At 65.2% G+C, this 24,173-nt stretch carries 22 protein-coding genes and 1 tRNA gene; 7 read left to right on the top strand and 16 right to left on the bottom strand.

Annotated features, from left to right (window positions below; genetic code table 11):
• Positions 1-6: 6 nt before the first annotated feature.
• From hda to F813_RS0105355, 3 genes are read right to left on the bottom strand one after another with little or no spacing between them, the layout of a single operon-like run.
• Positions 7-702 (bottom strand): DnaA regulatory inactivator Hda, encoded by a 696-nt coding sequence (hda, locus tag F813_RS0105365; protein ID WP_026148153.1) that lies wholly within the window; start codon positions 700-702, stop codon positions 7-9.
• Between the two features lie 32 nt (positions 703-734).
• Positions 735-1,814, bottom strand: coding sequence for an AI-2E family transporter (locus tag F813_RS0105360; protein WP_017925846.1), 1,080 nt, complete (start codon positions 1,812-1,814; stop codon positions 735-737).
• Positions 1,811-2,842 (bottom strand): DUF2066 domain-containing protein, encoded by a 1,032-nt coding sequence (locus F813_RS0105355; protein ID WP_017925845.1) that lies wholly within the window; start codon positions 2,840-2,842, stop codon positions 1,811-1,813. Before F813_RS0105355 ends, F813_RS0105360 begins: the two co-directional genes overlap by 4 nt.
• Positions 2,843-3,224: 382 nt before the next feature.
• On the opposite strand from F813_RS0105355, the gene purM reads away from it, so the two are divergent.
• From purM to F813_RS0105335, 4 genes are read left to right on the top strand one after another with little or no spacing between them, the layout of a single operon-like run.
• Positions 3,225-4,283, top strand: coding sequence for a phosphoribosylformylglycinamidine cyclo-ligase (gene purM, locus F813_RS0105350; RefSeq protein ID WP_012981966.1), 1,059 nt, complete (start codon positions 3,225-3,227; stop codon positions 4,281-4,283).
• Positions 4,280-5,017, top strand: a complete 738-nt coding sequence (purN, locus tag F813_RS0105345) for a phosphoribosylglycinamide formyltransferase (RefSeq protein ID WP_017925844.1) — start codon at positions 4,280-4,282, stop codon at positions 5,015-5,017. Before purM ends, purN begins: the two co-directional genes overlap by 4 nt.
• On the top strand, positions 4,968-5,768 hold the full coding sequence (locus tag F813_RS0105340) for a DUF3108 domain-containing protein (protein ID WP_017925843.1): 801 nt from the start codon (positions 4,968-4,970) through the stop codon (positions 5,766-5,768). The genes purN and F813_RS0105340 overlap by 50 nt, the downstream gene beginning before the upstream one ends.
• 5 nt (positions 5,769-5,773) lie before the next feature.
• Complete coding sequence (locus tag F813_RS0105335) at positions 5,774-7,180, top strand: NAD(P)/FAD-dependent oxidoreductase (protein WP_017925842.1); 1,407 nt, start codon at positions 5,774-5,776, stop codon at positions 7,178-7,180.
• 55 nt (positions 7,181-7,235) lie between these two features.
• On the opposite strand, the gene ilvA is transcribed toward F813_RS0105335, so the two are convergent.
• Positions 7,236-8,750 carry a threonine ammonia-lyase, biosynthetic gene (gene ilvA, locus F813_RS0105330; protein ID WP_012981962.1) on the bottom strand — a complete coding sequence of 505 codons (1,515 nt, stop codon included), beginning with the start codon at positions 8,748-8,750 and terminating at the stop codon, positions 7,236-7,238.
• Positions 8,751-8,846: 96 nt separating this feature from the next.
• Here ilvA and rpiA point away from each other — a divergent pair, with 96 nt between their 5' ends.
• Together rpiA and F813_RS0105320 are read left to right on the top strand one after the other, a co-directional pair.
• On the top strand, positions 8,847-9,509 hold the full coding sequence (rpiA, locus tag F813_RS0105325) for a ribose-5-phosphate isomerase RpiA (RefSeq protein ID WP_012981961.1): 663 nt from the start codon (positions 8,847-8,849) through the stop codon (positions 9,507-9,509).
• A 12-nt stretch (positions 9,510-9,521) separates the two neighbouring features.
• Positions 9,522-9,731: a DUF2905 domain-containing protein gene (locus F813_RS0105320; protein ID WP_017925841.1), complete on the top strand. Its 210-nt coding sequence runs from the start codon at positions 9,522-9,524 to the stop codon at positions 9,729-9,731.
• Positions 9,732-9,807: 76 nt separating this feature from the next.
• Here the strand turns inward: F813_RS0105320 and F813_RS0105315 are convergent, their stop codons facing one another.
• The 11 genes from F813_RS0105315 to F813_RS0105265 all read right to left on the bottom strand — a co-directional run bounded on the left by F813_RS0105315 (position 9,808) and on the right by F813_RS0105265 (position 21,943).
• Positions 9,808-10,644, bottom strand: coding sequence for a rhodanese-like domain-containing protein (locus F813_RS0105315; protein WP_017925840.1), 837 nt, complete (start codon positions 10,642-10,644; stop codon positions 9,808-9,810).
• A gap of 199 nt (positions 10,645-10,843) precedes the next feature.
• Positions 10,844-14,686: a DUF3683 domain-containing protein gene (locus F813_RS0105310; RefSeq protein ID WP_017925839.1), complete on the bottom strand. Its 3,843-nt coding sequence runs from the start codon at positions 14,684-14,686 to the stop codon at positions 10,844-10,846.
• Positions 14,687-14,836: 150 nt separating this feature from the next.
• Positions 14,837-14,986: a DUF3096 domain-containing protein gene (locus F813_RS13975; protein ID WP_012981957.1), complete on the bottom strand. Its 150-nt coding sequence runs from the start codon at positions 14,984-14,986 to the stop codon at positions 14,837-14,839.
• A gap of 53 nt (positions 14,987-15,039) precedes the next feature.
• A complete protein-coding gene (locus tag F813_RS0105300) occupies positions 15,040-15,957 on the bottom strand; it encodes an MBL fold metallo-hydrolase (RefSeq protein WP_017925838.1) in 918 nt (305 codons plus the stop codon).
• 403 nt (positions 15,958-16,360) lie between these two features.
• Positions 16,361-16,434: transfer RNA gene (locus tag F813_RS0105295), tRNA-Gln, on the bottom strand.
• 39 nt (positions 16,435-16,473) lie between these two features.
• The gene (gene rpsI / locus F813_RS0105290; RefSeq protein ID WP_012981955.1) at positions 16,474-16,866 is read right to left on the bottom strand and encodes a 30S ribosomal protein S9; all 393 of its coding nucleotides are present in this window, start codon (positions 16,864-16,866) and stop codon (positions 16,474-16,476) included.
• A 29-nt stretch (positions 16,867-16,895) separates the two neighbouring features.
• A complete protein-coding gene (gene rplM / locus F813_RS0105285) occupies positions 16,896-17,324 on the bottom strand; it encodes a 50S ribosomal protein L13 (RefSeq protein WP_012981954.1) in 429 nt (142 codons plus the stop codon).
• 259 nt (positions 17,325-17,583) lie between these two features.
• Entirely contained in the window at positions 17,584-18,111 is a 528-nt protein-coding gene (locus F813_RS0105280) for a DUF4168 domain-containing protein (protein ID WP_017925837.1), read from the bottom strand.
• 98 nt (positions 18,112-18,209) lie between these two features.
• Positions 18,210-18,671, bottom strand: coding sequence for a hypothetical protein (locus tag F813_RS0105275; RefSeq protein ID WP_017925836.1), 462 nt, complete (start codon positions 18,669-18,671; stop codon positions 18,210-18,212).
• 312 nt (positions 18,672-18,983) lie between these two features.
• On the bottom strand, positions 18,984-20,411 hold the full coding sequence (locus F813_RS0105270) for a sigma-54 dependent transcriptional regulator (protein WP_017925835.1): 1,428 nt from the start codon (positions 20,409-20,411) through the stop codon (positions 18,984-18,986).
• Positions 20,408-21,943 carry an ATP-binding protein gene (locus F813_RS0105265; protein WP_017925834.1) on the bottom strand — a complete coding sequence of 512 codons (1,536 nt, stop codon included), beginning with the start codon at positions 21,941-21,943 and terminating at the stop codon, positions 20,408-20,410. The genes F813_RS0105270 and F813_RS0105265 overlap by 4 nt, the downstream gene beginning before the upstream one ends.
• 364 nt (positions 21,944-22,307) lie before the next feature.
• On the opposite strand from F813_RS0105265, the gene F813_RS0105260 reads away from it, so the two are divergent.
• Positions 22,308-22,988, top strand: a complete 681-nt coding sequence (locus F813_RS0105260) for an MBL fold metallo-hydrolase (protein ID WP_017925833.1) — start codon at positions 22,308-22,310, stop codon at positions 22,986-22,988.
• Between the two features lie 120 nt (positions 22,989-23,108).
• On the opposite strand, the gene htpX is transcribed toward F813_RS0105260, so the two are convergent.
• Positions 23,109-23,996, bottom strand: a complete 888-nt coding sequence (htpX, locus tag F813_RS0105255) for a protease HtpX (RefSeq protein WP_012981948.1) — start codon at positions 23,994-23,996, stop codon at positions 23,109-23,111.
• Positions 23,997-24,173: the final 177 nt, after the last annotated feature.

Here is a 24,173-nt window from a genome sequence, read left to right as displayed (position 1 = left end):
CCGGATTCAGCCCATGCGGGCCAGCTGCTCGCGCACGAACGGGACGGTCAGTCGGCGCTGTTCTGCCAGCGCGGCCAGATCCAGACGGTCCAGCAGCGCCAGCAAGGTGGACAGGTCACGCGAGCAGCGGCGCAGCAGGTAATCCGCGACCGGCTCCGGCAGCTCCAGCCCGCGCAGTGCCGCGCGCTGCGCCAGGATCTCCTTGCAGGCCACATCATCCGGCCGCTGCATGCGGAACACCGGGCCCCAGGCCAGGCGCGAGGCCAGATCCGGCAGCTGGACCGGGAGCCCCTCGGGCGGGGCCGTAGCTGCCAGCAGCACGCGGCAGCCGGCATCGCGCAGCCGGTTGATCAGTCCGAACAGGGCCTCGTCCCAGTCCCCGCCTCCCACCACGGCCTCCAGATCGTCCAGCGCCACCAGACGCGAGCGCTCCAGGCCATCGAGCACGGCCATCGGCGGCGCATCACGCACCTCGCCAAGCGGCAAATAGCTGACCGGTTCCCCGCGCTCGTGGCCCTGGTGACAAGCAGCCTGCAACAGGTGCGTCTTGCCGGAGCCGGAAGGCCCGTGCAGCAGGATCTGTGGCTCCTGGATCCCGGTCCCGACACTCAGGGCCTGTACGGCGTCCCGCGCCAGGGCATTGCCCGCCGCGTAAAAACCGGAAAAACGCGAGGCGTCCCGCAGGCGCAGATCCAGCGGCAGCTGACGCTCGAGCGGGCTGTTGCCCTCGGATCTCACGGGGTATCGGCCTCGGCTGCGTTCATGCCCCGATAGCGCGCCAGCGCCTGACGCACCGCCACCGCCAGCACCGCCGCCACCGGCAGCGCGAGCAGAACCCCGAAGAAACCGAACAGTTGACCGCCGGCGAGCACAGCAAAGATCACCGCCACCGGATGCAGCCCAGTCCGGTCCCCCACCAGCCATGGCGTCAACACCACCGATTCCAGGACCTGCGCCACCGCAAAGATCACCAGCACCGCCAGCAACAGCGTCCAGCCATCGCCCTGGAACAGCACGGCCGCCGTGGCCAGCACAATGCCCACGATCACACCCACATAGGGGACGAAACTGACCAGCCCGGCAATCAGGCCAATGGCCAGCCCCATCTGCACGCCCGCCACACTGAGGGTAATCGCGTAGAACAGCCCCAGCGCCAGCATCACCAGCAACTGCCCGCGCAGAAACGCCCCCAGGGTATTGTCCGATTCCACCGCAAAACGCGTGACCGGATCACGCCAGGCGCGCGGCAGCAGGTCATGCAGCCCCGCGACCAGCCGTGGCCAGTCACGCAGCAGATAGAAACTGACCACCGGGATCAGCACCAGATTGAGCACGCCCAGCACCAGGGCGCTGGTCGAGCTGCCCAGCCAGTGCAGCAGCCCGCCCGCCAGCCCGCCGGCCTCGCGCCAGTGTTCGGCCAGCAGCTCCTGCAGTGCCGCCGGCTCCAGGGCCGGCAGGCGATCGCCCGCCTGCTGTTCGATCCAGGGACGGACCTGCTCGTCGAACCAGGCGATCACCTCGGGCAACAGCAGCATCAGGCGCTCGAACTGGGCCATGGCCAGCGGGATCAGGACCAGCACCAGCCCCGCCAGCCCGAGCATCACCAGCACGAAGATCACCAGCGTGGCCAGGGTGCGTGAACCGCCCGTGCGCACCGCCAGGCGCGTGACCAGCGGGTTGAACAGGTAGCCGATCAGAAGCGCGATCAGAAACGGTGTGAGAATCGGCGCCAGTAGATAGAGTGCAACCCCCAGGATCACCAGCCCGACCAGGGCCGCCAGCGTGGCGGTGGAGAACGGTGCCGGAGAGTTCACTCGCGGCGCAGCCAAGCCTTCGCCTCGGAATCGCCGTGCGGGTCTTCCGCCACGCCGTAGCCGCTGGCGTGCAAGAGGTCTACCAGGTCATCCGGCGCCAGTCCCGTGCGCACCTCGAGCGTCACCGCGTTACCACCCAGTGAATCCAGCCTTGCACTCTCGATGGCCTCGATCTGCGCCAGCTCCCGCCGCAATGCCTCGAACGCGGGAAAGCCCTCGACCCCGACAAAGCCCAGTTTCACCCAGTCGGGCTCGGCGGCAACGCGCGCCAGCGGTGCCACGACCTGGTCAAGACCATCCTCAACCGCCGCGCGGGCCGCGGCGGCCGGGGATTCGCCACGGCCCTCGCTACGGTACTCGCGCCCACCATGCACGGTGATGGCACGCGCCTCGGCACCACCCCCGACCGGGCGTACATGCAGCGCCACGATACCCGTCGACCCGTAGCGCCTGGCCGCTTCCTGCAGCGGCTCGGTCACGCCACCGATCACATCCCCCGCCTGCGCGGCGCGGCGATCTTCCAGATCCCCTAGCGGCAGCACGAAAGGCGTGCCGCGATCGCGCCCCAGCGCGTCAATCCCGGCCAGCACATCGGCCTCGTCCTGGGTGGAGCCCAGCAGGTGGCGGCGCCCGCCCTCCTCGTATACCGCCCAAACCAGCAGTTGCGGGCGCGCGCCCAGCACTACGGGCACGTCGGCCGCGCGCAGGGCACTGCGTAGCCGGTCGCGATCGAATTCCAGGCGGTATTCCCCGTCGTCCACCTCCTGGCGCCGACGCAGGGCCTCAATACGCCCCTCCTCGTCCAGCTCCAGCAACAGGACCTGCACCAGTTCGCTCAGCTCCGGCGAACGCTGCCCGGCCACGCGCACCAGCGCCTGTTCCAGGCCTTGCGCCAGCGCGGCCGTTTCGTCCTCCGCATGGACATTCACCACCACGGCATCATCTGCCAGCAACGGGGAGACCCCCACCAGCAGACACAGGAGCAGGCACGCAGCCAGGGCGCGGGACGGACGAAAGAGGCGCAGCATAAGGTTGAATGGCGTTTTCGACAGGCGCCCAAAATACCACAGCGCCCCAGGGAAACACCGATCCATGTATACGCTCGCGGCTTCGTCGCTTTTGCGTGCGTTTAATGCGCGGTGACCGCCGTGCAGTCATTCTGCACAAGGGAGCCGCAACGCTGCGCGCGCGCCCGTTTTGGATCACAACGGGCGAGTAGAACCACTACCTGCCCCACGACGCGCCTTGTCTCGGACAACCTGGGGTGCCAACGCGAGCGTGTACATTCATCAGTGTTTCCCTAACCTGCAGTGCCCGACTTTTTGCACGCCCCCCGGCGCCTCGCTACCATGCCGGATTCCGCGAGCGCCGCCGGATACCGGATGCGGCCACCAACCACCCAGGGTACCCATGTCCGAAACCCGTTCAGGCCTGACCTACCGCGAGGCCGGTGTCGACATCGAGGCCGGCGCCGAGCTGGTCGAACGCATCAAGCCACATGCCGCCCGCACGCAGCGCCCCGGCGTCATGGCCGGGCTGGGCGGCTTTGGCGCCCTGTTCGAGCTGCCGATGGATCGCTACAGGCAGCCCGTCCTGGTCTCCGGCACTGACGGCGTGGGCACCAAGCTGCGCCTGGCCCAGGAGACGGGGCGGCATGACAGCATCGGCATCGATCTGGTGGCGATGTGCGTGAACGACATCGTGGTGCAGGGGGCCGAGCCGCTGTTCTTCCTCGACTACTACGCCACCGGACACCTGGACGTCGACATTGCCGCGGATGTCGTCACCGGTATCGCCACCGGCTGCGAACAGGCCGGCTGCGCCCTGATCGGGGGCGAAACGGCCGAAATGCCCGGCATGTACCAGGGCGAGGACTACGATGTCGCGGGCTTTGCGGTCGGCATTGCCGAAAAAGAAGCCCTGATCGATGGCACTCGGGTCAGCGCGGGCGACGTCGTGCTCGGGCTGGCCTCCAGCGGCCCGCACTCCAACGGATACTCCCTGATTCGGCGCGTGCTGGAACACGCCGGCGCGGCCCTGGATGCCCCGCTGCCAGGGGCCGAAGGCACCACACTGGGCGATGCCCTGATGGCGCCGACCACCATCTACGTGCGCCCGCTGCTGGATCTGATGCAACAGTTTCCGGTACACGCAGCGGCCCACATCACCGGCGGCGGCCTGACCGAAAATCTCCCGCGGGTGCTGCCGGACCAGCTGTGCGCCCGCATCGACCCGCAGGCCTGGCAGTGGCCGCCCGTGTTCGACTGGCTGCAACAGGCCGGCGACATCGCGCCGGAAGAGATGCTGCGCACATTCAACTGCGGGATCGGCATGACCGTGATCCTGCCCGAAGACCGCGTCGAGGCCGCCAGTTCGACACTGGCCCGTGCAGGCATCCCGAGCTGGCCGATCGGCGTGATCGAGGACTGCGAAGACACGGCCCCCGGGGTGGTCTACGCCGCGCGATGAGCAGTACCACCGGACCCGCAAACCCGGAGTCCCTGCCACGCCTGGTTATCCTGATCTCCGGGCGCGGCAGCAACCTCGGCGCCCTGATCAAGGCCTGCAACAGTGGCCACATTCAGGCCCGGATCGTCGGCGTCATCAGCAACCGCCCTGACGCAGGCGGGCTGGCCTACGCCAAACAGCACGCGATCCCGGCACGCGTCCTGAACCACCGCGACTATCCATCGCGTGAGGCCTTCGACGCAGACCTGGCCGATGCAATCGAGGCCTTTGAGCCCGATCTCGTGATCCTGGCCGGCTTCATGCGCATCCTGACCCCCGGATTCGTCGACCGCTTCACGGGACGCCTGTTGAACATTCACCCCTCCCTGTTGCCGAAGTACCGTGGGCTGGACACACATGCCCGCGCGCTGGCCGACGGGGAGGACGAACACGGCGCCAGCGTGCATTTTGTCACCCCCGAACTGGACGGCGGCCCGGTGATCATGCAAGCCCGCGTGCCGGTCCTGCCCGATGACACGCCGGAGAGCCTCGCCACCCGTGTCCAGCGCGCCGAACACCGGCTGTATCCCGAGGTCGTGCGGCGCCTGTGTTCAGGGGAAATTCAGTGGCGCGACCGCATCGTGACCGGGGACGACACCCCGCTGACGGTCCCGCTGCAGCTCGAAACCAATGAGGTAGTACCCGATGTTGAAGCTCCCGAGGAACGGAGCCCTGCGCCTCGCGACGCGGACTAGCCTGCTGGCCGTCCTGCTCCTGCTGGGACAGGTCCTGCTGGCGTCCGCTGCCGCCAATGAGCCCCAGGAGGGTCCGCGCCTGCCGCCATTCACGGCCAGCTACGAGGCCCAGGCCATGGGCAACACCCTGAACGCGCGGATCACCCTGAACCACGAGGATGTACAGACCCGCATGGCCATGGATGCCCATGTGTCCGGCTTCCTGCGGATCCTCGGGCGTTTCGAGCTGAGCCGCGAGGCGCTGATGAACGCCAACGACGTCGGCCTGCAGCTGGTCACTTCGCGCAGCCGCGAAGTGACGCCTCGCCGCGAACGCAAGGTCGAGACGCGCTTCGACTGGGAAGAAGACCGAGCGATCGGACATGTAGACAACGAGCGATTCGATATCGAGGTGCCCCCGCATACCCTCGACTTCCTCGGCTCGCTGTACTTCATGATGCAGCGTCTGGAGGCGGGTGACCTCGCCGGAGAGGGTGACGGCGAAACGGTACAGACCCTGGAACGTGACCGCCTGCGCCAGTACCGTTTCGAGTACGCCGACACCGAGACGATCGAATCCCCGATGGGTCGCATCGAGACCGTGCGCGTGGTGCGCAAGAGCCAGGACAGCGACATCGAACTCTCCGCCTGGTTCGCGCCCGACCTCAGCCACCTGCCGGTACGTTTCGACTACGAGGCCGATGGCCGCGTATTCGAGCTGAAGCTGACCCGGCTGGAATGGCACGACCCGATCATTGACCTGACCGAGTAGACACCATGAGCGAGACCTTTGACCTGGCCATCATCGGAAGTGGCCCCGGGGGCTATCGTGCCGCCGTTCTGGGCGCCCTGCGCGGGCTCAACGTCGTCATCGTCGAAAAGGGCGACTGGGGCGGCTGCTGCCTGAACCGCGGCTGCGTGCCGAAGAAGGACTGGTACCACACCGCACGCACCGTCGCCGCGCAACGCCACTTCGAGGGCCGCGGCATCAGCGGCCGCCTCAAGGCCGACATGGCCCGCGCCTGGGACCATCAGAAGGAGGTCGTGACCACCGTGCGCGACTCCTACCTCGGCTACATGAAGCACCTGAAGATCCAGTACCGCCACGGGACTGCCCGCTTCCGCGATGCCGAGACCCTCGAGGTCGCGACGGAGGATGGCAACGAGACCGTCCAGGCCCGCCACACCATCATTGCTACTGGCGCCACCGCCACCGTGCCGGCCCCGTTCGCGGTCGAGCCCAGTCGCGTACTGACCACCGACATGCTGTTCGACGACAAGCCACCGGCGGGCGAGCGCGTCGCGATCATCGGTTCCGGCGTGGTCGCCACCGAGTTCGCCTGGATCTTCCACCATCTCGGCAAGAAGGTGACCTGGCTGTCGCGCTCCAAGCCCCTGTCCACCCAGAAGTTCAGCCCGCAGGCGCTGGGCACGCTGAAGAAACAGTTGGCCGCGGACGGCATCGAGCCTGTGCGGGTCAAGGGATATGACAAGGTCGAGACCTCCGAGGCTGGCGTGGTCATCACCGACAGCGAGGGCAACACCTTCGAGGTTGACTGGGTCCTGCTCGGCACCGGACGCACCCCGCATACCGAGGGCCTGAACCTCGACGAAATCGGGGTGAAGACCGACGCCCGCGGCTTCGTGAAGCGCCGCCCCACCCTGCAGACCGATGTCGACAACATCTATGCCATCGGCGATGTCGCGAGCGAATGGCAGACCGCGAACCACGCGCTGGCCGACGCGACCATCGCGGTGGAGAACATCCAGAACGGCAATACCCGCGAGCAGGACGAACGCTTCGTGCCGATCGCGATCTACTCCGCGGTGGAGATGGCGCGCCTTGGCATGGACGAAGACGACGCCGAGGACGAGGAACTGGAACCGGCGGTCGGCTTCGCCGCCTTCGAGACCTCCCCGCGTGCACTGGGCCAGGACGAGCCGGAGGGCTTCGTGCGCCTGATCGGCGACATGGACACCGGGGCCCTGCTGGGCGGCGAGGTGATCGGCGCCGACGCCGGCGAGTTGATCCACATCCTGTCGCTGGCCCCCGATCGCGATACCGCGCTGTCCTGGATTGCCCGCGGCCAGTGGAACCACCCAACCCGCGCCGAGGAATTCCTCAATGCAACGGAGACCCTCGCCTCGAAGTGGAACCTGAAGTCGGAGATCTTCGGGCTTTAGCGGACACGGGCGGCACAAGGATGTGCCCCCAATAGCCGCCTAAGCCGAAACGCGATCAGCGCAAGAACAGCGAGTAGGCCGGGTTGCCCGTCTCCTCGTGCCACGGGTAGCCGACTTCCTTCAAGAATTCGCGGAAGCGCGCGCGATCCTCGGCCGGGATCTGCATCCCCACCAGCACGCGGCCGTAGGCGGCCCCGTGGTTGCGGTAGTGGAACAGGCTGATGTTCCAGGTCTGGCCCATGTGGGTCAGAAAGTTCAGCAGGGCCCCCGGGCGCTCGGGGAACTCGAAGCGGTACAGGCGTTCATTGCGGACCTCGCCGCCATGGCCCCCAACCATGTGGCGCAGGTGCAGCTTGGCCACCTCGTTTTCGGTCATGTCCATGACCTCGTAGCCCTGTGCCTCCAGTGTCTCGCGAATCGCCTCGCGCTCGGCATCGCCCCCTTCCAGCTTGATGCCGGCAAACACATGGGCGCGTTCATCATCGGCGTAGCGGTAGTTGAACTCGGTGATGCCGCGTTTTCCGATGGCCTGGCAAAACTGGCGAAAACTGCCCGGGCGTTCGGGAATGGTGACCGCAAACAGGGCCTCGCGGTGTTCACCAATCTCGGCGCGCTCGGCGACGTGACGCAGCCGGTCGAAATTGATGTTGGCCCCGCTCAGCACGGCGGCAAAATCCCCCCCCGTGATCCCCTCGCGGGCGATGTACTGCTTCATCCCGGCCACGGCCAGCGCACCCGCGGGCTCCGCCAGCACACGGGTATCATCAAAAATGTCCTTGATCGCCGCGCAAATTGAATCGGTGTCCACCAGCAGGACCTCGTCGACCAGCTCGCGCACCAGACGAAAGGTCTCCTTGCCCACCTGGCGCACGGCGGCACCGTCGGCAAAGATCCCGACCTGCTTCAGCGTGACGCGACGATTCTGTTGCAGCGCCTTGTACATGGACGGGGCATCGTCCGGCTCGACCCCGATCACCTTGATCTCCGGGCGCAGTCGCTTGATGTAGGCGGCCATGCCCGCGGCCAGGCCGCCGCCACCGATGCAGACAAAGACCGCATCCAGCGGCGCGGAGTGCTGACGCAGCAGCTCCATCGCCACGGTGCCCTGCCCGGCGATCACGTCCGGATCATCGAACGGGTGGATGAACGTATAACCGTGCTTCTCCTGCAGGGTCCGCGCATGCGCGGCCGCCTCGTCGAAAGAATCGCCATGCAGCACCGCCTTGCCGCCAAAACGGCGCACGGCATCGATCTTGATCGACGGTGTGGTCACCGGCATCACGATCACGGCCTTGATGCCCAGGTGGCTGGCCCCCAGCGCCACGCCCTGGGCATGGTTGCCGGCGGAGGCGGCGATCACACCTTTCTTGCGCTGTTCCGGCGTGAGCTGGGCGATCTTGTTGTAGGCCCCGCGCAGCTTGAACGAAAACACCGGCTGCAAATCCTCGCGCTTGAGCCAGATGCTGGAACCCAGTCGCTGCGAGAGCGTCGGCATGACCTCCAGCGGCGTCTCGCGCGCGACGTCGTAGACGCGTGCCGTGAGGATTTTCTCAAGGTAGGGGACTGTCATGGCCGGAACGATAGCACGGCGCGAATCATGCTTGTCTCGGTTGCGCGCCAGTCGGTATCCTCGTTGGGTTATGGACAGGACAGACGAGACAGCGTAATGACTCAGGACGAAATGAAGAAGGCGGTCGCCGAGGCCGCGCTCGAACGCATCGAAAGCGGCTGGATCGTGGGTGTCGGCACCGGCTCGACCGCGAACTACTTTATCGATGCCCTGGCCCGGATCAAGGGCAAGATCGACGGTGCAGTGGCCTCCAGCGAGGCCAGCGCGGAACGCCTGCGCGGGCACGGGATCGAGGTCCTGGACCTGAACTCCGCCGGCCCCCTTCCGATCTATGTCGACGGGGCTGACGAGGCCACCCGGCACCTGCACCTGACCAAGGGCGGGGGCGGTGCGCTAACCCGCGAAAAGATCGTCGCGGCGGCGTCCAAGACCTTCGTCTGCGTCGTGGACGAGACCAAGGTCGTGGATTACCTGGGGGCCTTCCCGCTGCCGGTCGAGGTGATCCCGATGGCGCGCAGCCATGTGGCCCGTGCCCTGTCGAAGCTGGGCGGAAACCCGGAGCTGCGCGAGGGCTTCAAGACCGACAACGGCAATGTAATCCTCGACGTTCACAACCTGCGTATCATGAATCCGGTGGAGCTGGAGTCGGAGCTGGACCATATCGCCGGCGTCGTCACCAACGGCCTGTTCGCCCGCCGCCCGGCGGACGTGATGCTCGTGGGCTCGCCCGCAGGCGTCGAGGAGATGACCGCCAAGTAAGCGCTCCCACCGATGAGCGAAACCGGTAAGTGGTTGATCGTGATCGGCGGGCTGATCGTCGTGATCGGCCTGCTGTGGCCCTGGCTGGGCAAGATGCCCTGGGGTCGCCTGCCGGGCGACATCGTGATCGAACGCGAGAACGCCCGCTTTTATTTTCCGATCACCACGATGATCATCATCAGCGTGGTGATCTCGATCGTTCTCGCAATCTTTCGGCGCTGATATCGTTCCAGCAAAAAGGGGCCGGAATCATCGATTCCGGCCCCTTTTTTATGCGAACTACAATGCGCGCCCTGGATCAGCGTGCCATGACCTCGTCATAGAACCGCTGCAGCCCCCCCTCCAGGAAGTAGTAGTCATCCACTCCGAGTTCTTCCAGGTGATACTGCAACCAGCGGACCTGCTGGCCATACTGGTCGAAGATCAACAGGGTCTGCTCGTTGCGTCGGGCCTGATCCACGATGCGATCCAGGGCACTGATATCCGACAGAGGCGCCCCGACCTCGCGGCCACCGAACAGCGAGATCTCGTCCCGTTCACCACGACTGCGAATATCCACCACAATGACATCGTCGTCCTGGCGGGCCCGCCGGGAGAACGCTTCGGCCGCGAGCACGCGCGCCTCGAAGGCGTCCTCGCTGATCAACTCGTCCTCGACCTCGTTGGCGGGCTCGCCACGGAAACGAGCCAGCCCTGGGTAGCGTTCGACCCAGTCCTGCATGCCGGCATCGTAAGCTTGTGCCGCAGCCACGCCAAGCTCGTTGGCCCGGGCAGCCGCACGGTAGCCGGCATAGCTCTGCCGACCGTTGCAGTAGAACACCAGCGGGCTGCCGTGTTCCTCTTCCAGCGCCAGGATCTGCTGATCGAAGTCTTCGCTGTCGAGATCGACGTGATGAGCGCCCTCGATATGCAGGATGTCGTATTCGAGCCGGGGGCGAACGTCGACCACGGTGGAGCCCGACAACTGGCCGCGCAGATCGAACAGATCTACCGCCTCGACGCCAAAGCGTTCATAGAGCGGGCGGCCAGGGAATTCCACAAAAGGTTGCTGGGCCGAGGCCACGATGGGGGCTCCGGCCAGACTCAGGCACAGGGCCACCAGGGCCACTCGGGGGCGAGCGAAACGAACGATCATGCGAACTCCCTTGGTTGACGATGGGCGTCCGCGAACTGCGGCCCACGAATCGCCCTTTAGCCCTCCGGGTCCCGACCCGGAACGCACATCCCGCGATGCACGTTCTGGCAGGGTACCCGGTTGCCCGATTGTAGCCAACCATACGCGGCTTTCCAGGCGCGGGCCTTGCCGCCCATCCTGGCGCCGCGCCGTCGCCCCCCTACAGGAGGACCTTCTCGATGCCGCCCTCGCGCGCCCGGTCGATGAAGTCCTTCTGCCAGCCGTCGCCCATCAGGCGATTGGCCATCTCGACCACGATGTAGTCGGTATCCAGGCCGGTGTCCTCGCGGTAGCGCGACAGGCCCTGCTGACAGGCCGGGCAGGAGGTCAACAGCTTGACGTTGCCGTTTTCGGCCTTGTCCTCGCCGGTGAGCTGACGGATCCCCTTGTGCAGCTCTTCCTGCTTCCGGAAGCGCACCTGGGTGGCAATATCCGGACGGCTGACCGCAAAGGTGCCGGCCTCACCACAGCAGCGGTTGGACTGGAGCACTTCCTGGCCCAGCAGCTTTCCCGCCACGTCGGTCGGCTTGTGCGACTTCATCGGCGAGTGGCAGGGGTCGTGGTACATGTACTGTACGCCCTTGAGCCCCTCGAGCTTCACGCCCTTCTCCATCAGGTATTCGTGGATATCGAGCAGTCGGCAGCCCGGGAAAATGCGCTCGAATTCGTACTTGAGCAGCTGATCCATGCAGGTGCCGCAGGAGACCACCACGGTCTTGATGTCCAGGTAGTTCAGCGTGGTCGCCACGCGATGGAACAGCACCCGATTCTCGGTGGTGATCTGCGAGCCCTTGTCGAAGTCGCCGTTGGAGTTCTGCGGGTAGCCACAGCACAGGTAGCCGGGCGGCAGAACCGTCTGCGCGCCAACGTCGTAGAGCATGGCCAGCGTGGCCAGGCCGACCTGACTGAACAGGCGTTCGGAGCCGCATCCGGGGAAGTAGAACACCGCGTCCGAGTCGAGATCGGTCTTGACCGGGTCGCGCAGGATCGGCACGTAGCGCGAATCCTCTAGCCCCAGCATCTGCCGCGTGGTCTGGCTCGGCAGACCCGCGGGCATCGGCTTCTTCACGAAGTGCACGACCTGCTCGTGCATCGGCGCCTTGCCAGTGGTCGAGCGCGGGCGCTTGCCCTCGCCCAGCAGGTTGAGCTTCTTGAAGGTGTAATGGCCGAGCCGCTGGGCGGCATACCCCAACTGGATCGCACCCTTGCGGATGCCCTTGATCCTGGACGGGTCCTTGGTGTTCAAGAACGCCATGGACATCATCGTTGCCGGCGTGGCCTTGCGCTTGCCCTTCTTCTTCAGGATCGAGCGCATGTGCATGGTCACGTCGCCGAAGTCGATGTCAACCGGGCACGGATTCAGGCACTTGTGGCAGATCGTGCAGTGGTCGGCCACATCATTCATCTCGTCGAAGTGGTGCAGCGACAGACCTCGGCGGGTCTGCTCCTCGTATAGAAACGCCTCGACGATCAGCCCGGTCGCCAGGATCTTGTTGCGTGGCGAGTACAGCAGATTGGCCCGCGGAACGTGCGTATTGCACTCCGGCTTGCACTTGCCGCAGCGCAGGCAGTCCTTGATCTCGTCGTTGAGATCGCCCAGCTCGCTCTGCTCCAGGATCAGCGCCTCCTGCTTCACCAGACGCAAGGACGGCGTGTAGGCGTTGGACAGCCCGGAGCCCTCGAGCAGCTTGCCGGCGTTGAACACGCCATTGGGGTCGACCTGCTGCTTGTACTTTGCGAACGACTCGATGCGCTCGGGCTCCAGATACTGCATCTTGGTCAGCCCGATCCCGTGTTCGCCGGAGATCACTCCGTTCAGCTCACGGGCCAGACGCATCACGTCATCCACCAGGCGTTCGGCCTGGTGCATCATCTGGTAGTCGTTGGAGTTGACAGGGATGTTGGTGTGCACATTGCCGTCACCCGCGTGCATGTGCAGGGCGATGAACAGCCGACTCGTCAGCACACGGTCGTGGATTGCGGCCAGGCGCTTGCGCACCGACTCCATCTGATGACCGTCGAAAATCTCGAACAGCGGACGCTCCACCTCCGCGCGATAGGAGATGCGCAGGCTGCGCCGCAGCAAGAGGTTGATCAGCTTGTCGTGGTCACGGCGATCGGCGCGGGCTGGTTCGTCCAGCAGCTCGTCGCACTCGGAGGCCAGCGTGAAGAAGTTGTCCGCGATCGCCTTCCAGCGCTTCTGCACCGCATCGAGCTTCTCCACCGCGCGTTCGCGCTTGGCCTCGAACCACTGCTGCCCTTCGCCGCCGGTATCCTCCAGCAGTTCGCGCAGTTCGGGGTGGTCGCCGCGCATGCACTCCAGCACCTCGTCGACCATCGCCAGTTTGTTCTTCAGTGACTCGCGCACGTTCAGGGTCTCGACCCCCTCGGTGTACTCGGCAAGTCGCTCCAGCGGGATCACCACGTCCTCGTTGATCTTGAACGCGTTGGTGTGGTGCGCGATCGCCGCAGTGCGCGCACGATCGGCCCAGAAACGCTTGCGTGCCTCCGGGCTCACGGCGATGAAGCCCTCGCCGTTGCGGGCATTGGCGGCACGCACCATCTTGGCGGCGAGCTTGCCCAGGGCATCCTCGTTGTCGGAGACGATGTCGGCGATCAGCACCATTTTCGGCTGCTCGCCGCGGGCACCCTTGGGGGTGTACTTGACCGCGCGCACGTAGCGCTCGTCCAGGTGCTCCAGCCCCGCCAGCAGGACGCCGTCCTCGGCATCCACCGCGTCCTTGATCTCGACGATCGCCGGGACGGCCTGGTGCAGATCGGTCCCGTAGAACTCCAGGCAAACCGTGCGGATGTTGTCCGGCATCCGGTGCAGGATGAACTCGGCCGAGGTAATCAGCCCGTCACAGCCCTCCTTCTGGATACCCGGAACGCCCATCAGGGTCTTGTCGGTCACATCTTTACCCAGGCCGACCTTGCGGAAGCGCGCACCGGGCATTTCCAGCGTCTCGGGTTCGCCCCTGGGGGTACGACCGTCGGGGCCATAGCGAGTGATGCGAAACCGCACTATCTCCGCGTCATGGATCTTGCCGAGGTTGTGGTCCAGGCGCTCGACCCGCATCCAGTCGGCCTCTGGGGTGACCATCGTCCAGGAGGCCAGGTTGTCCAGCGCGGTTCCCCAGAGCACGGCCTTCTTGCCCCCGGCGTTCATCGCGACGTTGCCGCCGATGGTGGAGGCATCCTGCGAGGTGGGATCCACCGCGAACACCAGCCCGTTCTCGGCGGCCAGCTCGGAGACGCGCTTGGTCACCACGCCGGCCTCGACACGCACGACGGCCACGTCCTGATCAACACCCGGGAGCGGGCGACGCTCGACCGGGCCGATCCCTTCGAGCTTTTCGGTATTGATGACCGCGGAACGCTTGGACAGCGGCACGGCACTGCCGGTATAGCCGGTACCACCACCACGCGGGATCACGGTCAGGCCCAGTTCGATACAGGCGGCGACCAGCGGCCCCATCTCTTCCTCGGAGTCCGGCGTCAGCACGACGAACGGCAGCTCGACGCGCCAGTCGGTGGCGTCGGTGACGTGGGAGACACGGGCCAGGCCCCCGAACTGGATGTTGTCCTTGTGTGTCAGGCCCTTCAGACGCTTGCGCACACGCTCGCGCAGCTCCAGCGTCTGCTGGAACTCGTCGGCAAATGCGGTCACCGCGGCCTGGGCACGGCGCGCCAGCGTCAGCGCCTTCTCGTTGCCGTCGGCACGCTTGCGGATCTGGTCCAGGCGATGCTGCATCGCATCGATCAGCGATTTGCGGCGCTTCTTGTCGTCCAGCAGGTCGTCCTGGATATACGGGTTGCGGGCGACCACCCACATGTCGCCAAGCACCTCGAACAGCATGCGCGCGGACACACCCGTCTGGCGTTCCCCACGCAGTTCGTTGAGGAGGTCCCAGGTATCGGAACCCAGGAAGCGGATGACAATTTCGCGGTCGGAGAATGAAGTGTAGTTATAGGGTATTTCTCGAACGCGTTCGGCGGTCATTGAGGCTTGGCCCCCCGATCAGAATGAGCGCAAAGAGTAACGGCTCCGTGCGGGAGGCGCACGAAGTCGCACTCTTCGTCCATGCTTTTGGGCACCAAAGTACCTGCCGTTCGCCGCGCAGGTCGGTGCTCGGCTTCTGGCGTCCCGGCGTTACAGGTAGGCCAGCAGCCCCACCGCACCAATCACGATCAGGTAGATCGCCACGATGTAGTTCAGCAGCCGGGGCCAGATCAGGATCAGGATGCCGGCACCCAGCGAGAGGATGGCCGTCAGCAGGCCGGGGTCAATATGCAGCGTCATGCGGAGACTCCTTTGCCGGGCGCTACGGCCCGGCATACCGCGAGTGGTCGAGATCAGAAGAGTTTTTCTTCCATCTCCAGATAAACGGCGTTGGCGTTACTGCGGTTGGTCTCCTCAAAGGCCGGCAGGTCTTCGTAGTCGGACCAGTCCATTGCCGCATAGGCCTCGTCGAAGGAATCCATATTCTCGACTGCCGCGCCCATGTGTTCACGCAGATAGGCGATATAGTCACGGGTAAACTTCACTGCGCGTGCGGCCTCGTCGGTGGCGTCGCCATGCCCTGGGACCAGGAACTTCAGGTCCATCTCCATCAGCTCTTCCAGACGATTGACCCAGTTTTCCGAGTCCAGTGCGTCATCACCCATGAACGGGATGCGGCCGTCGAACACGATGTCGCCGGCAAAGACCACCCCCGTCTCTTCAACCACCATGATGATGTCATCCGGTGAATGGGCCGGGCCGGCGTGTACGCAACGAAACGTCTTGCCGCCCAGCTCGATCACGTACTCGTCATCAAAGAACTCGTCCGGCGGGATGATCTGGGTGTCTTCGTCGACCCAGGGTGTCAGCACGCCCCGGCGCTGTTCGAGCCGTGCGGCGGCCCCGGGGCTGTCAAGATAGTCCTTCGCGCGCGACTGGCCGATGATCTTCGCGTCCGTGTGATCGGCGAACGCTTGCAGGCCATAGATGTGGTCCGCGTGATAATGCCCGGCGATCACGTACTTGATCGGCTGGTCCGTAACCTCCTTGATCCGCCGGATCATCTCGAACCCAAGCGGAGGCGTCCCCAGCGCGTCGTAGACCACCACACCCTCGTCCGTCACCACGAACCCCGCGTTCGAGGTGTGCCCCTCGTTGTCCGGGTCCGGGATTCCGGATATCCCGATCATGTACCAGGTATCCGCGCCCTCGACCTCGTGGGCAGTGGTATCGACGCTGACCGGCTCGTAGGGGTTGTCAGGTACCGACATGGACTCTCTCCTCTCCTGTTTTTTGGTCTTGTTTGACGCATATCGAGTCGACGTTTGCGCCATTCCTGAAGGGTTCGACGCAGAGGGGCCGCAAGAATTCCCGCGGATGCGGGTGGCGAGGCGTCGACAGAAGGAGTGTAGCGACTTTGGGACGAGGGAAGGGAGCGCAGCGGCATTGATAGCCGTATCGCGATGCCCTCCCCGCAAGGGCCTTCGAGGGGCACGCAGCCATAGCTGGGGGACCAGGATGATTCGGCGGCTGCGCCGCCTCACCCCTTCGGGGCTGCACGCGCGCTGCGCGTGCAGTGCTCCACTGCGCTTCGCCGAACCTTCCAGGTTCGAACCCTGGGCTCGCTCAAATATCCATAGAAAAGGGCCCCACGAGGGGGCCCTTTTCTATGGATGGCTGGGGGACCAGGATTCGAACCTGGGTTGACGGAGTCAGAGTCCGTAGTCCTACCGCTAGACGATCCCCCAGTAAACCGGGTGCCGTACGCGCCGGCACTCGAGCGCCGTTTAGCGCTTCGAGTACTGGGTCGCGCGGCGGGCCTTGCGCAGGCCGACCTTCTTTCGCTCGACCTCGCGGGCATCGCGGGTCAGGTGGCCACCACGACGCAGCGGCGAACGCATGTCTTCGTTGTACTGCACCAGCGCGCGGGCAATGCCCAGACGAATGGCACCGGCCTGTCCGTTGCCGCCGCCGCCTTCCACGGTCGCAATCACGTCGAAGTTCTCGGTGGACTCGGTGGCCTCCAGCGGCTGACGCACGACCATGCGCGAGGTCTGGCGGCCGAAGAACTCGTCCAGCGGCTTGTCGTTGACCGTAATGTTGCCCGTACCCGGGCGCAGGAACACGCGGGCCGAGGAGGTCTTGCGACGGCCGGTGCCGTAGTATTGATTGGTAGCCATACGGATCGATTTCCCTTGCTGTTTAGCCGTCAGATGTCGAGCGGCTGCGGCTGCTGCGCGGTGTGGCGATGCTCGGTACCGGAGTACACCTTGAGCTTCTTGAACATGGCGCGGCCCAGCGGGTTGCGCGGCAGCATGCCCTTCACGGCGAGCTCGAGCACCTTCTCCGGATGACGGTCAATCATCTGGTTGAAATTGGCTTCCTTGATCCCACCCGGGTAGCCGGTATGGCGGAAGTACTTTTTGTCGCTGGCCTTGTTGCCGGACACGCGAATCTTCTCCGCGTTGATCACGACGATGTAATCGCCAGTGTCCACGTGCGGCGTGTAGACGGGCTTGTGCTTCCCGCGCAGGCGACGCGCGATTTCCGTGGCGAGGCGGCCGAGGGTCTTGTCCGCGGCGTCGACCAGGAACCAGTCGCGTTCGACTTCAGCCGGCTTGGCGCTGATGGTGCTCATGTCTTGATGCTCCGATGTCGGGGCGATTCAGAAAGCGCGCAAGAATAGCGCTTCCCGGCGCGCGGTTCAAGGGACACACTGATTAATCTGCACGTCCCGAGAGAACCCGTGTGAGTTCGCACCCATGAGATGTCCTTTCAGGAGCGAGCATGGCTCCTTTCCGGAAACATCCCGTAACAGAAAACAATAAAAAGGCCGGCACGAAGGCCGGCCCTTTCTGGACCCGGGCACGAGGCCCGGGGTCCGGAGCGGGAATGGATTACATCTCCGCTTCGGCGCGCTCCTGGACTTCCTGCATCAGTTCGGGATCGTTCTGCAGGGCCATGGCCACTTCGTTGTATTCCTCGACGGTCATGCCGGCGTCTTCAACAGCGCTGACCATTTCGTCCTGGGCTTCCTGCTGCATGGACTGGGCTTCGGTTTCGTCCTCGGCCTCCTGCAGGCGGTTGGCGAAGTCTTCGCGCACTTCCTGGACTGCCACAAAGGCACCCACGAAGGTGTCGATATCTTCTTCGCTCAGATCAACCTCAGGGGCCTGCTGAGCGGGCGGAGCACCAGCAGCACCACCTTCCGGCGGAGCACCACCTTCAGGCGGCTGGCCACCCTGGGCACCACCTTGCGGCGGCTGACCACCCTGCGGAGGCGCACCTTCGGCACCACCCTGCGGCGGGGCACCCTCGGCGCCACCCTGGGCACCACCCATATCGCCGGTCTGCGCGGTCGCCACGCCACCGATCGCGAACATGGAAGTCAAAGCGAATGCGAGTGCGGTCTTGCGAAAGCTCATCGTGTCTACCTCTTCCTCTGGGTGAAAAAATCTCGAGGCTCCTGCCTCAGAGATGGGGGCCGGGCAGACGAACACTGCCCGGCTTGCCCGTTAGCCCCTTACCAATCCGGGGCGTCGTCTTCGTCGTCGTCATCATCGCCAGCCGGGGCTTCAGCGCCGCCCGCCTGGGCCATCTGCGGCATACCGCCTTCGCGGTCGTCATCATCATCGTCCGCGGGCGGGGCAGCAGGCTCACCAGCCTGAGTCATCTGCGGAGGCATACCGCCGTTGCCCTCGTCTTCGTCGTCATCCGCGGGCGGAGCAGCCGGTTCACCGGCCTGAGCCATTTGCGGAGGCATACCACCACCGTCCCGATCCTCGTCGTCATCATCGGCCGGCGGCGCGGCAGGCTCACCCGCCTGGACCATCATCTGGGGCGGCATACCACCCTGTTCTTCCTGCGCCTCTTCTTCATCCGGCGCCTCGGCACCTTCGCCCATGGCTTGCGCGGCGCTCAGACCGCCGAGGGCAAAGAGGGAACTCATCGCGATTGCAAGAGCGGATTTGCGGAAAGTCGACATTGTGCTTCTCTCCTTCATTTGAGGTTTCAGCACAGTCAACGGAACGGCTCGATTGGCTTTCGGTTGACTGCACCCAAGGAAGTAGCAGAAGCCGTGCCAAAAACGACCAACAAAGAACAAAAATCGAATAATCAATGTGTTAATAATACCCAAAGGGCCTGCAGGTGGGCCTGGGTCACAGGGAGATGCGGGTCAAAACGACACATGGGTCAGGGCGACCCGGGTCAGTACGGCCCATCCAGGGTTGGGCGAGGTAAAAGGGCTCACGATACAGCCGGCCGTAAACCGTGGAGAGGCGCCGAGCAAAGGCTCTCAGGAATCCGACTCGCTCTCGCCCAGCTTGCGATAAAGCGTCTTGCGCCCGATCCCCAGAATGCGCGCGGCGCGCTGCTTGTTGCCCTCGACATGCTCCAGGACCCGATGCAGATAGGCCTGCTCGACCTCGGCGAGGCTGGGCCAATGGCTGTCATCACCGGTGCCGGGTATCGGCAGGTCGGTTCCAGCGACATTCCCGGGCGATACACCCGAGCCGCCGGCGGTCCCGGACTGGCGCACACGCTCGGGCAGGTCGCGTAGCTCGATCACCTCACCGGATGCAAGAGTCGCCGCGCGTTCCATCAGGCTGGCCAGTTCGCGGACGTTCCCGGGGAAGCCGTAGCGCAGCAGGGCACGCATGGCCTCCGGGCTGAGTTCGCGCACGGGCAGCCCGCGCGCCAGCGCCTGCTCGCGCAGGAACTGCTGCGCCAGGCGCTCGATGTCGTCACCGCGATCGCGCAGGGGCGGGATCTCGATACGGAAGGTCTCCAGACGATAATAGAGGTCCTCGCGGAACTGCTCGTGGCGGATACGTTCCTGCAGGTCCTGATGGGTGGCGGCCACGATGCGCACGTCCGTCTCGATCTCCTCGTTGGAACCGACCGGTCGGACACGCCCGTCCTGCAGCAACCGCAGCAGCTTGCTCTGCATGGCCACCGGCATCTCGGCGATCTCGTCGAGGAACAGCGTGCCGCCATCGGCCTCGGTAAACAGGCCGCGGCGCGCGCCCTTCGCGCCGCTGAACGCCCCGGCGACATGCCCCAGCAGCTCCGACTCCAGCAAGGTCTCCGGGATGCCCGCACAGTTCAGTGCGATGAATGGGCCTTCCGCGCGGGCACTCTCCGCATGCAGGGCACGGGCAACCAGCTCCTTGCCCGTGCCCGATTCTCCTGTGATGAGTACGCTGCCGTCGGCAGCGGCGATACGCCGGATCAGATCGTGCAGCTTGAGCATCGCCGGGCTCTTGCCCTGCATGCCATGAAAGCTCTCGTCGCCCGCAAGGGCCTCACGATACTGGCGTACCTCCGCACGCAGCCGACGGGCCTCGGCCACTCGCTCGGCCGCCAGACGCAGGTGTTCCAGATCGACGGGCTTGGTCAAGAAGTCGTCCGCACCCGCCTTCAACGCCGTCACGGCCTGATCGATCGTGCCGAAGCCCGTGAGCATGATGAACCCGGGCACCGGCACCGTGTCGCGCGCCACCTCCAGCACATGGAAGCCATCGGCACCGGGCAGACGCAGGTCGCTGACCACCAGGGAAACCGTTTGCTGGCGCAGTACCTGCTCGGCCTCCTCGGCCGTCTCCACCGCAGTGACCGCGTAACCCACCTCGGCCAGCTCCTCGGCCAGGAGTTCGCGATGGCCCCGATCGTCTTCGACCACCAGTACGCGATCGTTCAGCCCGTCACTCGGGGACATGCTCATGCCGCTCCTCCACCTGTTGCCTGCCCGTCCTGGACCGGCTCCGCCGCGGACGGTTCCGGCTGTCTGTCGCGACAGGCGCCGGACGCGAGCGGTAGCGTGACCACAAAACGCGTGAGCTGCGGATCGTCACGATCCAGCCTCACCTGCCCACCATGGTCCTCCAGCGCCACCTGTGCGACCGCCAGTCCCAGGCCGGTCCCCTCCCCCGTCGGCTTGGTCGTAAAGAAGGGCTCGAACAGGCGCTCGGCCTGCTCGTCGGAGATCCCGCGCCCCGCGCGCGGACCATCGTCCGCGATCACACACTCGAGCGTGTCGCCCTGACAGCGCCAGCTCACCTGCACACATTCGGCCGCGGCCTGCGCGGCATTGTCGATCAGGTTCTCCAGCGCCTGCCCCAGACGCAGTCGGTCCGCCGCCACGGTCAACGCCCCACCGTCCAGATCAAAGCGCACCTGATCGCGCCCTTTGCCACGTTCCTGTACGCGTGCCACGATCTCGCGGACCAGGCCCTGCAACTCCAGCGGGCGCTGCTGCAACGGATTGCGCCGCGCGAAATCCAGGAGCTGGCGGACGATAGTCTCCACACGCTCGAGTTCCGCCTGCAGTTCCTTCATCTCCTTGTGCGCGGGGTCGTCCGCGGGCAACCGCCGCGACGCGCGCTGGGCCCGGCCGGCGATAATGCCCAGGGGTGTCCCCAGCTCATGCGCGACCCCGGCTGCCAGCTGGCCAATGGCCGCCAGCTTTTCCGAATGGCGCAGCTTTTCCTCGAGCCGCGCCTGTTCCTCACGCTGCGCCTGCAATGCCGCTTCGGAGGCCTCGCGGCGCTCGAGCATTCCGTTCATCGTGATCGCCAGGCGGCGCAGCTCCCAGGGACCCTTCTCCGGGGCCCGCAGCCCCCGCTGGCCGTCGCCGATATCCCTCATGGCACCGATCAGACGCGCGACATGGCGGCCAACGGCGCGGTGGTGACCGATCAGGACCACCAGCAGGAACAGCACGCTGACCGCCAGCATCACCAGCCCCCCCTGCCAGCGCAGCTGCGAGACATAGGCCCGAAACGGCGAGACGTCACGCGTGACCTGCAGCAGGCCGACGATGCGCCCGGCGGAATCCGACAGCGGCAGGAAGAACGAGAACACTTCGCGCCCCTGATGCTCGTCGAAGGCACCAAGGCTGCCCGTCTCGCTGATCGCCTGGGCCTCGCCCGGGTGGCGAATGGTGGGGCTGGGCGGCCCGCTGGTGGCGACCATGTCGCCCTGGGCATCGTAGACGTAGACGCCGAACACCTGGTCGATCTGGAACAACGAATCCAGCGACTGCTGCACCGTGGTCACGTCCTGATCGATCATCGCAGTGGCGACGGGCAGTCGAATGGAACGCGCGACCAGCTCGATATCGGCCTGCATGCGGTTTTCCATTTGCGTCTGGAATTCCTGCAGCCCGAGCGTCACCGTGCCACCGACCACCAGCAACAGGGGCAGCAGGACAAACAGCAACACCGCATTGCGCAGACTGTTCAGACGTGTGGGCATCAGGTGTTCGGGAGCCGGGGCATCGTTGCCATGTTAGGGAAACACTGACGGAATGCGAATTCCGGGCAAAAAAAAGCGCGGGTCGAAGCCCGCGCCAAGAAAACCACCAAAGGAGGATGGAGGAGTCTGCTGACGCTGCCAGGGGGGACAGCAATCAGCGTATGCAAATCTTCTAATATAACGATCTTCTTGTCAAGCAGCCTTGTACGCAGGGGGTCGTACTCTCGGGCTGCTCCGCTTGACCGCTTTTTCTGAAGACCTGCACACCCTTTAAGACGCAGGCGCGCGTGTTCTATTCCCGGACTCTCGTCACGAATCAAAAACGGGCACAATCCGCGTTCTCGTCACGGATCTGCACACCCCCATGCTCCAGCACCTGAGCCACCCCGTTACCGCACTCGCGCAGAACGCCACCCTGATCTGGTGCGACCAGACCCGCGTGGCCGCCTGGGTAGACCCCGGGGCCGAGCCCGACACGCTGATCGCGATCGCACGACAGCAGGATGTCCGGCTGGACTGCATCCTGCTGACCCATGGCCACCTCGATCATGTCGGGGCCGCCGCCGAGATGGCGCGCCGCTGCGATATCCCGATCCTGGGCCCTCAGGTTGAGGATGCCTTCTGGCTGGATCAGCTGCCGATGCAGTGCCAGATGTTCGGGTTTCCCGAGCTGCCCGCACTGGTTCCGGATCGTTGGCTGCAAGATGGCGAACAACTGCCGCTGGGCAAGGTCACGCTCGAGGTGCTGCACTGCCCGGGACATACCCCGGGGCATGTCGCGTTCTTCGACCGCGAGAGTCGCCTCGCCCTGGTGGCCGATGTCCTGTTCCATGGCGCCATCGGCCGCAGCGACTTCCCGCGCGGCAACGGGCTGCAACTAATCGAGTCCATCACCCGGCGCCTCTGGCCACTGGGCGACGATGTACGCTTTGTGCCCGGACACGGCCCGGAATCAACCTTCGGGGAAGAGCGCCGCAGCAACCCGTTTGTGGGTGATGCGGCCTTGGCCGCGGGTGGTCAGCCGGGCCGCGGACGTTATTATTGATGCGTTTAGCGGCGCTCAACGCATCCTGCGAGTAACCAGCCCCCAACGAAGAAGGCCGCCCTGTCGGCGGCCTTCCGCGTTCCTGCCGGATGCCAGGGAAACACTGTTCAATAGAGCGAATCAGCTGTTCGCTCGCAGCGACGCGATGCGCTGCTCGATCGGCGGATGGCTCATGAACAGCTTCTTCAGCCCCTGGGCCATGCCCCCGCGAATGCCGAAGGCCGCCATCTGATCGGGCATGTCCACCGGGCGCCCCGAAGCGCGCGCCAGCGACTCCAGTGCGCCGATCATCTTTTCGCGACCGGCGAGCTTCGCACCCGCCTCGTCGGCACGGAACTCGCGCTGACGCGAGAACCACATGACGATGATCGAGGCCAGGATCGCCAGGATGATCTCGGTCACGATGGTGGTGATCCAGAACGCCGGGCCATGACCGGACTCGTTCTTGAACACCACGCGGTCGACAAAGTGCCCGGCCACGCGCGCCAGGAAGATCACAAAGGTGTTCACCACCCCCTGGATCAGCGCCAGCGTGACCATGTCGCCATTGGCCACATGCCCGACCTCGTGACCCAGCACGGCCTCGACTTCGCCCTGGCTCATGTTCTGCATCAGCCCCGTGCTGACCGCGACCAGCGCATTGTTCTTGCTCATGCCGGTGGCAAAAGCGTTCGGGTCCGGCGAGTCATAGATGCCCACCTCCGGCATGCCGATCCCGGACTCACGGGCCTGGCGTTGCACCGTCTCCAGCAGCCACTGTTCGGTGGCATTGCGCGGCTTGTCGATCACGTGGACCTTCATCGTCTTCTTCGCCATCCACTTGGAGATGGCCAGCGAGATGAAGGATCCGCCAAAGCCGAATACCGCGGCAAAGATCAGCAGCGCATTGAGATCGAGGTTGACCCCCTCCTCGTCGAGGATGCGCTCCACACCCAGCAGGCGCAGGGTGATGCTGAGCACGATGATGATGGCGAAGTTCGTCGCCAGAAACAGCGCAATACGTTTCATGAAGCCTTCCTGTACCCCATCAGTCAAAATCGGTGGATGCGTATTAAATGGTTGCCACGCGCCGGAATTCAAGGCGCGCAGGCGGTATATCATCGCCACTGGCGGGATACCGCGCCGCTTTAAGGACCACATTCCGACGCTGCGGTTCCCAGCCCCCAACCCTGCCGGGCCCCTCCC

Origin of the sequence: Thioalkalivibrio sp. HL-Eb18 (genome assembly GCF_000364985.1) — a bacterium.
In the GTDB taxonomy this organism is placed as follows: Bacteria; Pseudomonadota; Gammaproteobacteria; order Ectothiorhodospirales; family Ectothiorhodospiraceae; genus Thioalkalivibrio.
The sequence above is the reverse complement of the archived record's forward strand: the minus strand, read 5'-3'. Positions and strand labels throughout refer to the sequence as shown.